At 43.1% G+C, this 14,259-nt stretch carries 12 protein-coding genes; 1 reads left to right on the top strand and 11 read right to left on the bottom strand.

What is annotated here, in order from left to right; all coding sequences use genetic code 11:
• Positions 1-10: 10 nt before the first annotated feature.
• The 9 genes from ACP7A0_RS16160 to ACP7A0_RS16200 all read right to left on the bottom strand — a co-directional run bounded on the left by ACP7A0_RS16160 (position 11) and on the right by ACP7A0_RS16200 (position 9,464).
• A complete protein-coding gene (locus ACP7A0_RS16160; RefSeq protein WP_060595849.1) occupies positions 11-826 on the bottom strand; it encodes an MIP/aquaporin family protein in 816 nt (271 codons plus the stop codon).
• A gap of 214 nt (positions 827-1,040) precedes the next feature.
• Positions 1,041-1,598, bottom strand: coding sequence for a glycerol-3-phosphate responsive antiterminator (locus ACP7A0_RS16165; protein ID WP_034663739.1), 558 nt, complete (start codon positions 1,596-1,598; stop codon positions 1,041-1,043).
• Positions 1,599-1,763: 165 nt separating this feature from the next.
• Entirely contained in the window at positions 1,764-3,104 is a 1,341-nt protein-coding gene (locus tag ACP7A0_RS16170) for an aspartate aminotransferase family protein (protein ID WP_066031110.1), read from the bottom strand.
• 234 nt (positions 3,105-3,338) lie between these two features.
• The gene (locus ACP7A0_RS16175) at positions 3,339-4,931 is read right to left on the bottom strand and encodes a PucR family transcriptional regulator (RefSeq protein ID WP_106041402.1); all 1,593 of its coding nucleotides are present in this window, start codon (positions 4,929-4,931) and stop codon (positions 3,339-3,341) included.
• A 32-nt stretch (positions 4,932-4,963) separates the two neighbouring features.
• A complete protein-coding gene (locus ACP7A0_RS16180) occupies positions 4,964-5,881 on the bottom strand; it encodes an AEC family transporter (protein ID WP_034663910.1) in 918 nt (305 codons plus the stop codon).
• 88 nt (positions 5,882-5,969) lie between these two features.
• Positions 5,970-6,386, bottom strand: a complete 417-nt coding sequence (locus ACP7A0_RS16185) for a VOC family protein (protein ID WP_066031112.1) — start codon at positions 6,384-6,386, stop codon at positions 5,970-5,972.
• A 197-nt stretch (positions 6,387-6,583) separates the two neighbouring features.
• Positions 6,584-8,122 (bottom strand): bifunctional GNAT family N-acetyltransferase/carbon-nitrogen hydrolase family protein, encoded by a 1,539-nt coding sequence (locus tag ACP7A0_RS16190; RefSeq protein WP_066031113.1) that lies wholly within the window; start codon positions 8,120-8,122, stop codon positions 6,584-6,586.
• A gap of 15 nt (positions 8,123-8,137) precedes the next feature.
• Positions 8,138-8,803: an HAD family hydrolase gene (locus ACP7A0_RS16195; RefSeq protein WP_003211898.1), complete on the bottom strand. Its 666-nt coding sequence runs from the start codon at positions 8,801-8,803 to the stop codon at positions 8,138-8,140.
• Between the two features lie 310 nt (positions 8,804-9,113).
• Positions 9,114-9,464 carry a DUF5365 family protein gene (locus tag ACP7A0_RS16200; RefSeq protein ID WP_060595847.1) on the bottom strand — a complete coding sequence of 117 codons (351 nt, stop codon included), beginning with the start codon at positions 9,462-9,464 and terminating at the stop codon, positions 9,114-9,116.
• 109 nt (positions 9,465-9,573) lie between these two features.
• Between ACP7A0_RS16200 and ACP7A0_RS16205 the strand changes: the two genes are divergently transcribed.
• Positions 9,574-10,482 (top strand): RluA family pseudouridine synthase, encoded by a 909-nt coding sequence (locus ACP7A0_RS16205; protein WP_060595846.1) that lies wholly within the window; start codon positions 9,574-9,576, stop codon positions 10,480-10,482.
• A gap of 206 nt (positions 10,483-10,688) precedes the next feature.
• Here ACP7A0_RS16205 and ACP7A0_RS16210 read toward each other — a convergent pair whose 3' ends face one another.
• Entirely contained in the window at positions 10,689-11,255 is a 567-nt protein-coding gene (locus ACP7A0_RS16210) for a class D sortase (protein WP_106048757.1), read from the bottom strand.
• A gap of 46 nt (positions 11,256-11,301) precedes the next feature.
• On the bottom strand, positions 11,302-14,205 hold the full coding sequence (locus ACP7A0_RS16215; protein WP_426005763.1) for a 5'-nucleotidase C-terminal domain-containing protein: 2,904 nt from the start codon (positions 14,203-14,205) through the stop codon (positions 11,302-11,304).
• Between the last annotated feature and the right edge of the window lie 54 nt (positions 14,206-14,259).

The following is a 14,259-nucleotide window of genomic DNA, read 5'->3' on the forward strand; positions in this document are numbered from 1 at the left end:
TTTCCTCCCCTTACATACTTTCATTTACAGCATTTGTTTGGTTTTTCGTAGAGACATAGAGTCCTAACAATACCACAACTAAAATAACGCTTACAATCCAAAAGGCTGGAGTGACGTTCGCTTTAAAGGCTGCATTGTAGAAAACACCGCCAAATGCGCCGCCTAAAATTGGACCAATAACTGGCACCCAAGCATATTTCCAATTCGATGGGCCTTTCCCTGGAATCGGCAGGATCGCATGTGCAATTCTCGGACCTAAATCACGTGCAGGGTTAATTGCATAACCAGTTGTTCCACCTAAAGAAAGACCAATTGCAACAATTAAGAAACCAACAATCAGCGGATTGACTCCGTCTGCAAATTTATTTGCACCAATCGCTAAGATTCCTAGAACCAATACAAATGTACCGATGACTTCACTAAGTACGTTTGCAAAAGTATGCGGAATCGCAGGACCAGTTGAGAATACACCTAGCTTTGCACCTGGATCATCAGTTGCTTTCCAGTGCGGTAAGTAATGTAAAAAGACGATAATAGCCCCTATTAATGCGCCAAGCATTTGACCAATAATATACATTGGAACATCAGCCCAAGGAAAACTTCCTTCTAGCGCAAGCCCAATTGTTAGTGCGGGATTTAAATGCGCTCCACTGATTCCACCCGTTGCATAAGCTGCAATGGCCACTGCAAATCCCCATCCGAAAGCGATTACAATCCATCCGGATTGATATGCGAGCGATTTCTTTAAATTAACTGCCGCACACACACCGCCTCCAAAAATGATGAGCAGCATTGTACCTACGACTTCTCCCCAAAATGGTGTCATGAAAAATTCCTCCTCTGGTTCAGTTGCCATCCCCTATGAATGTGTAGAAAAGATAAAGAAAAAGATCCACAACAAACATACTTTACATCAGGGTCATTTGTCACCTAGTAAAGCGCTGTTGTGGATCTCCGTTTCTCCATCACATGATATTAACTTAGTGCAATAGTATCAGAGGATGAAAACGTTGTCAATAAATATTCACATTTTATCTTTTTCACTTTTGGAACGCTTTCCAAAGGGTGGTATTCGAGGTCGTCACAGCTGTAGCCCCTGCTTCAAGCGCTCTTTCTACATCTTCTTTTGTACGGATAAATCCGCCTGCAAATATTGGGATCCCAGCTCGCTCGCGCACTTCTGTAATTAAATCTGGTACGACTCCCGGCAACACTTCAATAAAATCTGGACGATGTTTCCCGACGAACTCCATGCTTTTTTCCATGGCACTCGTATCAAGTAAAAACATTCGCTGAATGGCATATACCTTTTTTTGCTTAGCTTTTACTATGACAGAAGACCTAGTAGAAATAATTCCTGCAGGCTTCATTTCCTGACAAATAAATTCCGTTCCATACTCATCATGTTTAATCCCGTGAATGAGATCGACATGGACAAACATTTTTTTGTGATGAGCATTTGCCTCATTCATGATGCCCTTTAGCCGGCCTAAGTGAACATCAAGTAAGACACCATATGTAAATGGACTTTTTAAAAATTCCTCAAATTGCTTCATATTGCGAACAGCAGGTAGAATAGGTTGATCATGAAAACTCATATGCCGTCTCCTTCAAAAGTGTATTGGATCAGTCTTCTCCTAACAGTAATAGAAACTCTTCTATTTTTCAATACACCTAGTATGTCCAATACCGATTTCACCTCACATCATCAATGCTGGAAAGCATGCTTTTATTCCATAGAAAAAAGCAGAGAAGTCTCTCTGCTATAGCTGTGCCATGCTTTCTTTTAAGGTATTGATGATAAATGAGGCGTCATCATCTGTGATATTAAGCGGCGGTGCAAGCTGGGCAACGTTATTATAGCCGGCAACTGTATCACCATTTTTCCCGATGATCAGCCCGCGTTTTTTACATTCTGCGATCAATTGACCGACAACATGTAGCTCAGCTGGTTTTTTGGACTGCTGATCCTGAACAAGCTCAATGCCAAACAGCAAGCCTTTTCCTCTGACATCTCCGACAAATGGGTGCTCTTTTAACTCTTGCAAACGTTCAAGCATATCTCGCCCCAGCGCATCTGACCGTTCCACTAATTGCTCGTTTTCCATAATCTCTAGGTTGGCAAGTGCCACCGCACAGGAAGCAGGGTGACCGCCAAATGTATTCACATGGCGCAGCCGGTCATACGTATCTTCCCCTGCATAAGCTTCATAGATTTCTCGTTTCACGCACGTTGCAGAAAGCGGTAAATAGCCGCTTGTAATCCCTTTTGCCATGGTGATAATATCCGGTTTTACTTCCTCATGCATAAAACCAAACCGCTTCCCTGTCCGGCCAAAGCCGCAGATGACTTCATCTACGATAAGAAGCGCCCCATGAGCTTCACAGATGTCTTTGACCTTCTTCAAATACCCTTTTGGCGGCATTAAGATACCTCCGCCCGTAATGATCGGCTCCATAATGACCCCAGCAATGGTCTCGCTTAGTTCCCACGTCATAGCCTGATCAATCGCCGCAGCACTCGCCAAATTCTCTTGGTCCTCAGGATGACGATACACATCAGGAGGTGCAACGTGGATAAAGCCCTGACCTAATGGTTCATATTTATATTTACGCTGCGCTTGACCGGTTGCGGCAAGAGCAGCTGCTGTATTGCCGTGATACGACCGGTACCGGGAGATGAACTTTGTCCTTGTACTCTCTCCTTTTTGCGCATGATATTGTTTGACAATTTTAAATGCGGCTTCATTGGCTTCAGAACCGCTGTTAGAAAAGAAGATGACATAGTCCCCGCCAAGCCACTCATTTAGCTTTTCAGCCAGCTGAATCGCCGGCACGTGGCTTTGTGTAAGCGGATAGTAAGGCATTGTCTTTAATTGCTTATACGCCGCTTCTGCAAGCTCTTTGCGGCCATATCCGGCATTTACACACCAAAGACCTGACATCCCGTCTAAATAGCGATTTCCATGAATATCTGTCACCCATGCGCCTTCTGCCTCGTGAATAACCATACTTTCATTTTCCTTGTTTGTCCCTTTCATATGATGCCAGATCAACTGATCATCTTTCGCCTGAAGATTTTGCGCCTGCTCATGTATTTTCATCTTCCCGCCCCCATGTATCCGTTTTCATCATTAAAGAAGCTTAGACCAGTTCAAGCAGCACATTGCCTCTCCATTCATTATATGGATGAAACGTGAGGCATATGAAACTGGAACTTGACAGTTTCTTTCATTATAAAAAAGGGGGCAGGCCGATTACATTAGACAGATCGTCAACTGATTGAACACCATCATAAGACACTTTTCTTGATGCCTTGGCAAATTGAACACACTCCGCTAACGTCGATTTCCTTGCAGGAATTCATAAGCAAGAATTGCAAATTCAAGTGCCTGGCGTTTCGGCGCTTGCATCATATCCTCACCAAGTAAGGCATGCAGTTTATCCAGTCTATGATAAAGGGTTTGCCTAACAATATAGAGCTGGCTTGCGGTTTCTTTTTTAGAACCGTTTGTCTGTAAAAAGATATTCAGCGTTTGATAGAGTCTCCCGCTATTTTGATTATCGTATAAAATCACGGGCTCTAAATACTCTTTCACCATGCATTCAAGCAGACCGCTTTCCTTCATCATAGGCATGAGACGAAGCATATGTAGATCTTGGTAAAATGGACTTTCCACCCGCTGAGGCATCACTTTTTTTAAATGCAGCACTTCTTTGGCTGCTTGAAAGCTTTTTCTCATGTGCTGAAACTGTTCACAATATTGACCGATACCAAAATTGATCTCGGCCCCTCGGGGCTGCTCCCGGTCATACAATTGTTTGATGTCGTTTGCAGCCTTTTCTGCACGCTCTTTCCAGTCCTCTTTCTTTCTCGTGTTTAATAAAATAAACAAGGTTTGTCCTTGATGCTCATATGCAATCAGATAGAAACCCGCACGCTGAAAAATGGAGCGGCAAGATACAAGAAAGTAAAGATTCCCTGCGATTTCTTCGATTTGATGATGCTTTTGAAAGAGCAAAACTACGCAGCCAGTTGGCTTTTTCAACCCTTCTGTTTCTTCAAGGTGCTCTATGATCTCTCGTTCTGTATGCTCTTCTTGGAACCATTTTTGCAGCCATTCATTCTCTTTTGTTTTCTTCAGCTCTTCTGTATAAAGCTCTCTTAATGTTTGCTGGGCAAGAGCATTCGCTCCTTTATCCATCACGAGCAGTTCAAATTCAGAGAGCGTGTCCGCTTGATGAATGAGCACAAGATCTGCAAATGTTTGTTTGAGTGCAAGCACTTGTTTTTGCGTCACTTCGTATCCTTTTGGCACGGAAGCAAACTGTAAATAATTCATAACCAGTTCTTCGGTTGGTTTGGAAGAATCACATAAAATAATCGGCTCGCCCTGAACAGGGAGGAGTAAAAGAATCCCCCTTACGTGCTGATACACTTGATCCAAAATATCCATCTGCGGATGCGGGGTCAGTAAAAGCTCATTCAGCTTTGATGATAGTGCTTCTAAATCTGCCATCATTTGATACTGACGCTCGATCATCATCGTATGAAGATGCTGCGTGATGTTGACGAACTTCACTTCTTTTGTAAACAGAATAAGCGGAAAATCTCTTTCTTCTGCATAGGTCAGCAATTCTTCCGGCACATCGAATCTTAGCGGAACAAATTCAATACACAAGCCGGCTGCCCCTGAATCAATCAGCTGCCGTAAAAACGCTTGAAACACATCCAGTTGATCATGGAAGCCTGCGGCTGTCGTTAATATAAGCTCGCCTCCATTTAACAAATCCTCTACATCAGGCACTTCTAACACATGGATCCATTTGACCTGCCGAAACAATCCTTTTTCCCCTGCTAACACTTTTGCATGCGCAAAATGCTTCGTTTTCAACACGTCACTCACTTGGAAATGAACATCTACATTCATTCATATGTCCCCCTTTGTTTGCCGCCTATCCCCTATCCCAGAGGGTGCATGGATAAAATCCATAATAAAACTGGTAATGTCACGATACTTAAGATTGTACTGAGAAATGTCGTGCTTGAGACAAACTCAGGCTTCGTTCGAAATTGTACAGCCATCAGCGTGGTATTTGCTGCTGTCGGCATGGCTGCCACTAAGATCATAATTTGTTTCACCATATCATCTACCGGTAAAATAACCGTAAAGCCAAATGCGATGAGTGGGGAGATAAACAGCTTCAGCAATACAGCATAAGAAATATTTCGATAATCCACTTGCTTAAAAGAGATCACGGCAAGCTGCATACCTAAAATAAGCATAATCGTCGGTATGGCAGCATTCCCTACAAGCTGAATACCCGTCATCAGCTCTTTAGGTAATGAAAGGTCAATCAGCTGAAATAATAGACCGATGAGCGCCCCGTAAGCAACCGGCATACGAAGCACTTTTTTCAGCACGACCTTTCCATCTCCCGCATCCTCTCCGCCCTTTGCTGCATAATACATGCCGATTGTACTCATGACAAGCTGCTGCAGCACCATCAACACGATCGCAATATCCAAACCTGCTGCTCCGAAGACAAGCAGCACAACGGGCGTGCCGTAGTTTCCATTGTTCATAAAGGCTGACGACAGAATCATGGCACAATACGTTTCATTCGAATAACCATAAATACGAGATAATATAAAGACACATAAAATAAGTGCAAGACAAAGCCCGACAACAAAAATGGATAAATACACATAGTCCATCGACACTTTGTTTTGATAAAAGGTTTCAAACGCAAGAAATGGTGACATTAAATATAAAGACATTGATGAGAGCGTATGTATGTCAAAACCAATCGCCTTCTGCCCGATATACCCAATCAGAAATATGCCGAACACTGGCAGTAAGACAAGTAAAAACTCCATGCTGCACCTACTTTTCTCTAGTTGAATTCCAGATTCCTTCTGCTTCCTCATTATCATACCACTGATAAACAATAAAAAAGAAGCACCCTTATGAAAGGCCGCTTCTTTCCTCATCCATATAAAACACTTCCCACAAATGACCATCAAGATCCTGAAAGCTCCATCCATACATGAACTCATGATCCTGCTTCTCCTTAAACGGTGAACCGCCTGCTGCCATTGCCTGCTCGACAAGCTCATCGACCTCTTCTCGTGAATTGACACGAATAGAGATAATCACCTCTGATGCCTCTTTTGCGTCCACTAATTGTTTCTCTGAGATGGATTGAAAATGCCTAAGAGATAACAGCATGACGGTGATCGTGTCATCAATGACCAAACAGGCCGCCTGATCATTCGTGAACTGCTGCTCAAAGTCAAAACCCAGCTGCTCAAAAAAAGCGATAGATTCCTTCACGTGCTTTACCGGCAAATTGATATACAGATGTTTAGATTGTCGCCCCATATTCCTCTCCTTTTTGAACACATGATCTCCTTTCAGTATATTCTGCTTTTGCTCCAGCATCCCTTTGTCAATCGAAAAAATCTTATCCAATCAGATGTCCCTTTTTTAGCAGTGAAAGCGATCGCTCATGGCGCCACATTGTCTCTTTAAAAAATGTCATCAAAAAGAAGCGCCTCAACAATAGGCGCTTCCTTTCATTATTTTTTATATTCAATATGGTACACGTCTCTTCTTCGGTCTTTCAGCTGACGTACGGTCCCGTCTTGCCTTTGTCTTCTTAAAATTTCTAAATCGACATCACCAACGACAACCATCTCAATGTTTGGATTACACTCTCCTACAATCCCATCTCTTGCAAATTCAAAGTCTGATGGGGCAAATATAGCCGATTGTGCATATTGAACATCCATATTTTCGGTTTGCGGAAGGTTGCCAACTGTTCCCGAGATGACGGTATAAATCTGATTTTCAACCGCTCTCGCCTGTGCACAGTAACGTACTCTTAAATAGCCTTGGCGGTCTTCTGTACAGAACGGAGTGAAAATAATTTTCGCTCCTTTGTCAGCCGCGATCCGTGCAAGCTCAGGAAATTCAATATCGTAGCAAATTTGGATCGCAATTTTGCCGCAGTCTGTATCAAATACCCGGACCTGGTCACCAGCTGAAATCCCCCACCATTTTCTTTCATTCGGCGTGATGTGAAGTTTATATTGCTTTTCAATCGTTCCATCACGTCTAAATAAATAGGCGATATTGTAGATTTTCCCTTCCTCTTCTACAAAGTGGGACCCGCCGATGATATTAATGTTATATTTCACAGAAAGGTCTGTGAACAAATTAATGTAGTCCTCGGTATATTCCGTAATCCGCTGTACGGCAAGACTTGGTGAACGCTCTTCTAAATAAGACATGAGCTGCGTCGTAAAAATTTCTGGGAATACGGCAAAGTCAGCTGATGCATCTGATGCGACATCCACATAATACTCCACCTGATTCATAAATTCCTCAAAGGAATGAATTTGTTTCATCGCATATTGAATCACACAAATTCGAACGGGGAACGCCGATTTATAATATCTTTTCGATTGCGGGCGATAGTCGACATTGTTCCATTCCATTAACGTCGCATATGTGCTGGATGCTTTATCATCCGGCAGGTAATTCGGATTGATCCGCATGAGACTAAATTCATTTAACAGCTGAAAAGATAAAACGGGATCATAGATTTGGTGAAGCATCACCTGCTCCACATACTGGCGAGGCGTCATTTCCTCTTGGTATTTATGATAATTCGGAATGCGTCCGCCAATGATGATGCTTTTTAAATTTAATCTTCTCGCTAAGTCTTTTCTTGCTTCATACAAACGATGCCCAATTTTCATGCGGCGGTACTCAGGACCCACCATGACTTCGATTCCGTACATATTCATCCCATCAGGATTATGGTTTGTGATGTACCCATCATCTGTAATGTCCTGCCACGTGTGGCGATCATCGTATTCATCAAAGTTAATTAATAAACTTGAACAAGAGCCAATGATTTCTCCCTCGAATTCAGCACAAAACTGTCCTTCTGGGAAATGCTCAAGGTGGCTTTCAAGATGCTCTCGTTTCCAAGGGTCCATGCCTGGAAAGCATACCTCTTGCAAGGCAATGATTCGGTCAATATCCTCTTCACGGATATTACGGATCACCATTCTTTTTTCAAACCGCGTTAAGTCTAGTTTTTCTGCCATGATGTTTTTGCCCCCTTACTGATCCTCTTTTTCAAGCTGATGGAATAGCTGGAGCAATTCGATTTCAGCCATGGATTCTAATCTGACATCATATTCTTCAAATTGCAGCGTGCTCGTCACTTTGTTTGGGACGATGACACATTTCATACCTGCCCGTTTGGCAGCTACTGATCCATTCACAGAATCCTCAAATGCCACGCAATCTTTTGGCTCTACCCCTAAGCAGCGTGCGGTTTGCAAATAGAGCTCTGGATTTGGTTTGACTTCTTCCACATCATCTGACGTGCGGATACATTCAAAGTAGTCGAAAAGACCAATCTGCTTTAGGTGATCTGACACCCATTTATAGTCTGAGCTGGAAGCAAGTCCAATCTTGATCCCGAGCTCCTTTGCTGCTTCTAAATAAGCTTCTACGCCAGGTCTTGCTGATTCGTCCTTCATTCTTTTTTGAAAACGAGAACGCCGATCTGCTGTGAGTGTCTCATGATCCAGCGTCTTTCCTAGCTGCTTTTCCAAATATTCAAATGGCTTAAAGCCTGCCTGCGTGCCAATGACCTTGCCCCATACGGAAAGAGGCAGATCTGACTCATGCTCCGCAAACATTTCTTGTAAAACCTCATATTCATGTGTTTCTGTATCTAAAATTAATCCGTCAAAATCAAATATAATCGCCTTTACCAACGAGGCCACTCCTTTTTTTTACAAAAGTCTTAAACATATACTCCATGCTATCATATCGTGAATAAAATTGACTTTCAAAGATGAATGTCTGCTAAAATGATTATGTATAAAAGGAGCCTGCACCGTTTTGTCAGGCTCCTACCCGTGTTCTGTTCATTCTGTAAGAGATCCAAGCGCTCCGATTCGTGGAGAAATAGGCAATGTTGAAAAAGAGCGGGTTTGGTATTACAGATCTTAAAGGTTTCTCCGTTCCCTTAAAAATAGTATGTGCGAGGGCCTTGTAAGTTAACAAGGAAGTTCACACCATCTTTTACGCATTTTGAAGGTGACGGCTGACAAAATCATCTAGATCAAACGGAAAAGAAAAGCCGCAGGCATTGACCTGCTCACGGTTCCGCTCGAATAGCTCACGATCACGTTTGGTGATATGACGTTTCGGTTTTACAATTATGGTATGTAATAGCTGAAGTCCCGATAAAATACGAAAAGCATCATCCATCGTCCCGTTATATACGCCATCAATAAAGGTAAGGGAGCGGTCTTTTTGACGCATATCCCGCTGCTGTCCATTGACAGCATGAGAAAGAAGATCTTCAACTTCCTTTGATATTTCTTCAATTGCCTGCTCTTGCAGGTCTGTAGCAGCTTTCATTAATCTCACGTGACATCTACCTCTCTGTCGTTATTTCTCCATTCAGAATAGCACAGAAAAAAAGGCGTTCGCCAAGGTAAGTGTTTCCTATATATACCCATAGAGAGGAACGGATATCATGATCATAAAAGGGCACACGCTCTCACTCAAAGTAGACGAGCAGTATCATCACACATCACTCAGTCATTTTTTAAAGACAGCCGTATCTGCATCAAAACCGATTATTCATTTTTGGATGGAGCATCAAAAAGTCCGTTTAAATCAAAAGCCTGCCCATCACGCGGCTAAAGTCAGTAAAGGCGATCAGATCATCATTGATTTATTTGAAACAGAAGAAAGTGATGTGGCACCAGAATACGGTGAATTAGAGGTGCTCTTCGAGGACGAGCATTTATTAATTGTGCAAAAACCTGCCGGACGGCCAACTCATCCGAATGAACAAGGACAAACGGGCACACTGGCTAACCTTGTGGCCTTCCATTTTCAAGCAAATGGAGAAGAAAAGAGGGTGAGACATATCCACAGGCTGGATCAAGACACAAGCGGCACCGTCATTTTTGCAAAGCATAGATTAGCCCATGCGGCTCTTGATCAAATGCTTTCTAAAAAAACAATCAGCCGAACATACATCGCCATCGCAGAGGGGCTTTTCAAAAAAAAGAAAGGCACCATTGATGCAGCGATCGGCCGTGACAAACACCATGCAGTCAGACGAAGAATCTCCCCTACTGGACAAAAAGCTGTGACTCATTTTCAGGTCATGGACATGAATAAACGTCTGCAAATGACAGCCGTTAAACTGCAATTAGAGACGGGTAGAACGCATCAAATTCGTGTCCACCTTAGCAGTCTCGGGCATCCACTAGCTGGGGACACTTTATATGACGGAGTTCGTGATTACATCAACAGGTGTGCTCTTCACGCCAAGCAAGTTGACATGAAACACCCCTTTACAGGTGAGCATCTGATCATCGAAGCACCTCTACCACCTGATATGGACCAGCTCATGAATAAAATCATCCATTAAAATAAAGAGCCTGCATTTGATTAGCAGGATCTCAGATTGTTGACAAAGGGCTAAAATAATCTTATTTTAGCCCTTTCTTCTTTTCAGCGTGATAGAAAACCTTTGCAGTTCTAGGAAGGACGAGCACCGGAACGTAGATCTGACAACGAATGCAAGGGTTTGTCTACACGCTGGGAGCCTGCATATGATCAGCAGGCTCTTTTTCTTTAGACAGACGCTCTTTTTGCATAAATAATGTACCGCTCTGGTGCATTGCCGACGAAATGAAAAGGATAGCATGTGGTTAATATCAGCTCTTCCTTTTCATTCTGCAACGTAATAATGGATGTATCATACTGATCGACAATTTTCGTATGCGTGATTTCATACACAAACTCACCATACGGCACAGTGATTTTCAGCTGATCTCCAATATCCAGTTCACCTGTCCGGCGAAACACCGTGTCACGGTGGCCAGATAGGACGATTTGTCCATTCTGATCAGGATAATAACTGCCTTTGTAGTGTCCTACTCCCTTTGCAAGGTCATCCGCATCCGTCCCTTCGACAATGGGAAGGTCTGCTTTTAATTTTGGAATCGTCAGGATGCCAGAAGCTTTCCCCACTTCTGGAGCAAACTGCTTTTTGGACATCCCTTGATCGTCCGCCACAGCCTTCTTCGCTTCGTCTAATGATTGGGCTGTTTGAAGATGAGTAGAGGCGATTTGCCAAATCCCCCAGCCGAGCAGAACAATCCCGGCTGTCATCACAGTCAGTGCAAGCCACTTTTTCATGCTTAAACTCCTTTGCCTGTTACATTTCTCTTAGATGATACGCTCTTTAGCTTGCTGCTTTTTCTTCTTGTTTTGCTATTTGAATTCGCCCCTCTTTTTGATACACAATGGAAGCTCCCTCAAAGCTTTTGACAAAAGCGACAGTGGCTTCTAAGTCTTCTGGGCCTGTTTCAGGGTTTTTCCCAAGTCTGCCTATTGGTGCATATTTACTGCCAGTTGCAGTTGCCATGAAGTTATTCACAGTGAGTGTATACGTTTGATCGAAAGCTACGGCTGAACCATCTGGCAGCTTCAAGTCGACTACTTTATATGTTACCGGATCATAGGAATATGAAAAGCCTGAAATGCTATAATCTGGTCCAAATTGTGGAGAAATTTGAGCTTCTATGATCTCAACTAAGTCTTTTCCCTTGATCTCCAGTTTGACTAAAACGTTGCCGAATGGCTGAATATTAAAGAGATCTCCCCACGTTATCGGCCCTTTTTCAAGGTTTTGCCTAATGCCCCCTCCATTCATCATGGCAAAGTCACTTTTCATTGAATATCTCATACCATCTGCAATCAAATTACCGAGCGGCGTGTCTCCATCATTTGAATAGCCGCCTTCCATTTTGACCCCAGCTTCTCCAACAACCTCACTAATAATCGGCTCCACTTCTTTCCCGTAATGAGCCAAGATGTCTGCTGCTTCCTTGTCCTTTTCTATACCAGCTTGATCTACATACTGGATATTTGCACTCTTTTTGACGATATCCTTCGTTTTGCGGTCAAGTGTCACATTGACTTCGCCAATCGCCTTCCCATATTCAAAGGCTTGCACAATTAATTTCCCATTGACCTCTCCATTGACCACTTCGTGATTATGCCCTGCAAAGATGACGTCAATTTCATCATCACCTTCTTTGGCAAGCTTTGCACTCTCTCCAGTGATCGTATCGCCATTTTGAGAGGCTGTCATATGAGCTAAAACTGCAATGGCTTTAACCCCTTTTTGTTTTAGTTCCTTCGTGGCTTCATTCACGGCTTTGACTTCATCTGTAAACTGAATGTCTTTAATCCCTTCTGGCATGACCATTCCTGCGGCTGACTTGGTCACAACACCGATAAATGCGACTGGGATTCCTTCGACATCGATGATTTCATAAGCCGGTAAAAGTGGCTTACCTGTATCCTTGTATTCACAGTTCGCACAAACGAGCGGGAAGTTCTGTCCGTCATACCCCTTTGTGCCTTTAGGATGTTCTCCGCCATTTAAGATACGCAATAGCTCGTCGACCCCTTCATCGAATTCATGGTTGCCGACCGTGCCCACATCAAAGCCAATGTTCTCCATGAGTTCAACGGTTGGTTCATCTTGCAGTAGAGAAGATATAGGAGAGCTCCCACCAATCATATCTCCAGCATGGACCGTAATCGTATTTTTGTGTGCTGCTTGTTTTTGCTTCATATAGGCCGCGACATAATCCATTCGTCCGTACATGCCTTTACTGCCATCACCTTTGAGATCCAGCTCGTATTCTTGATCAATTTTACCGTGTAAATCATTCATACTTAAAATCGTTAATGGTACTTCGCTTGCATCCTTTGCCGGCTGATAGCCAGCCTGCTCTGCTTCTTCTTTGGAAGCAAAAAAGATCCGTTTATCCACATTGATTTCTTTCCATTTGTCAGGGGACACGTAGGTTTTCACAGCTGAGTCACCAACATAGCGTGTCAGTCCTTTTTTCTGTTCTCGTGCTCTAAATTCAAACGGCTGTTCCATCAGAGGATCCGCTTCGTTCCATATGCCCAGTCCTTTTTCTTTTGCTTCTTTTACTGCTTTTTGAAACGTATGATAGTCCTTTTCATCTCCAACTGGCCAGATGAAATAAGTAGGGGCATATCCTTTTTTTACAAGCTCTAGATTTGTATTTAGCCCTTTTTTGGTCTTCACTTGAGCTAAAAGACGTCCATAGCTGTCCTTCGCTTCAGGACCAATCTTTAATGTGACTTGGTCACCGCTTGAAAGAAGTGTTTTTAAATAGTCAGTCGCCTGCTGTCCAAAACGCAATTGGTTTTGGTCTAATTCATTTTTTGGCTTATGATACGTTTCCGGCGTGTCCATATTCACAAAACGCACCTTTGTTGTACCAAGAACAGGCTTCTTTAGATGAATCGTATCTCCATCCACCACACGGTCAACTGTTGCTTTGTATTCCTTCTTCATCTTTGGCGGCTTTGGCTGGCGTTTCAGCAGTTTGATATCATCCTTATGTCTTGGAAGCACCTGCAGCGTATCATACCTGCTTAACACCCCTGTAAACTCGTACCATTTCCCTGTCTTTACTTTATCAATAGCATTTGTATCGACCATCACTCTCAGGATGGTGCTGTGGTATTTTTTATCAATGATCACCACATTGTATCCACCGCCAGCCGGCTGCGCTGGTTTTGCCTCAACATAGCCTTTAATCTTCACTAGTCTTCCTTCATGTTTACCGGCTTGATCCGTTTCTAGTTGTTTAACGGACACTCGCTTCGCCTTTGGCAAAGTTTGATTCACAGCATCTATCTTCAGTCGGCCTTGATCTGGCACAATTTCAATCATTCCTTTATAAGACGTGATCTTACCAGTCACTGTCACCTTCATGCCTGCTTTTAGTTCCGGGAAGTGATTGGGCTGCGCTGAATAAATATTGATTCCAGCTGATTTGTCTTGAATGTATGTGGACAATTTCCCATTGCCTACAGCGGATTGATCTGCTGTCACAATTCCGCTCACCGTCACGGTCTCTCCTATTAGCTGACGGGCTTTTTTGATCTGCACGATCTTTTTTTGCTTCCACACCATTTCCTTCTTTTCAGATGCACTGACCTCGCCTCCTGTGATCATGCCAGGCAGTAAGGATTGCAGACTAAAGATCATCAAAACCAAACAACAAATCATTCGAATAGATAGCATTCGTTTCATTAGACCTCTCCCCTTTGCGCTTCATCTCTCATAGTGTACAAAGTAAATATTGAT

Source organism: Bacillus sp. DWP3-1, from assembly GCF_049896565.1.
Taxonomy (GTDB): Bacteria; Bacillota; Bacilli; order Bacillales; family Bacillaceae; genus Bacillus.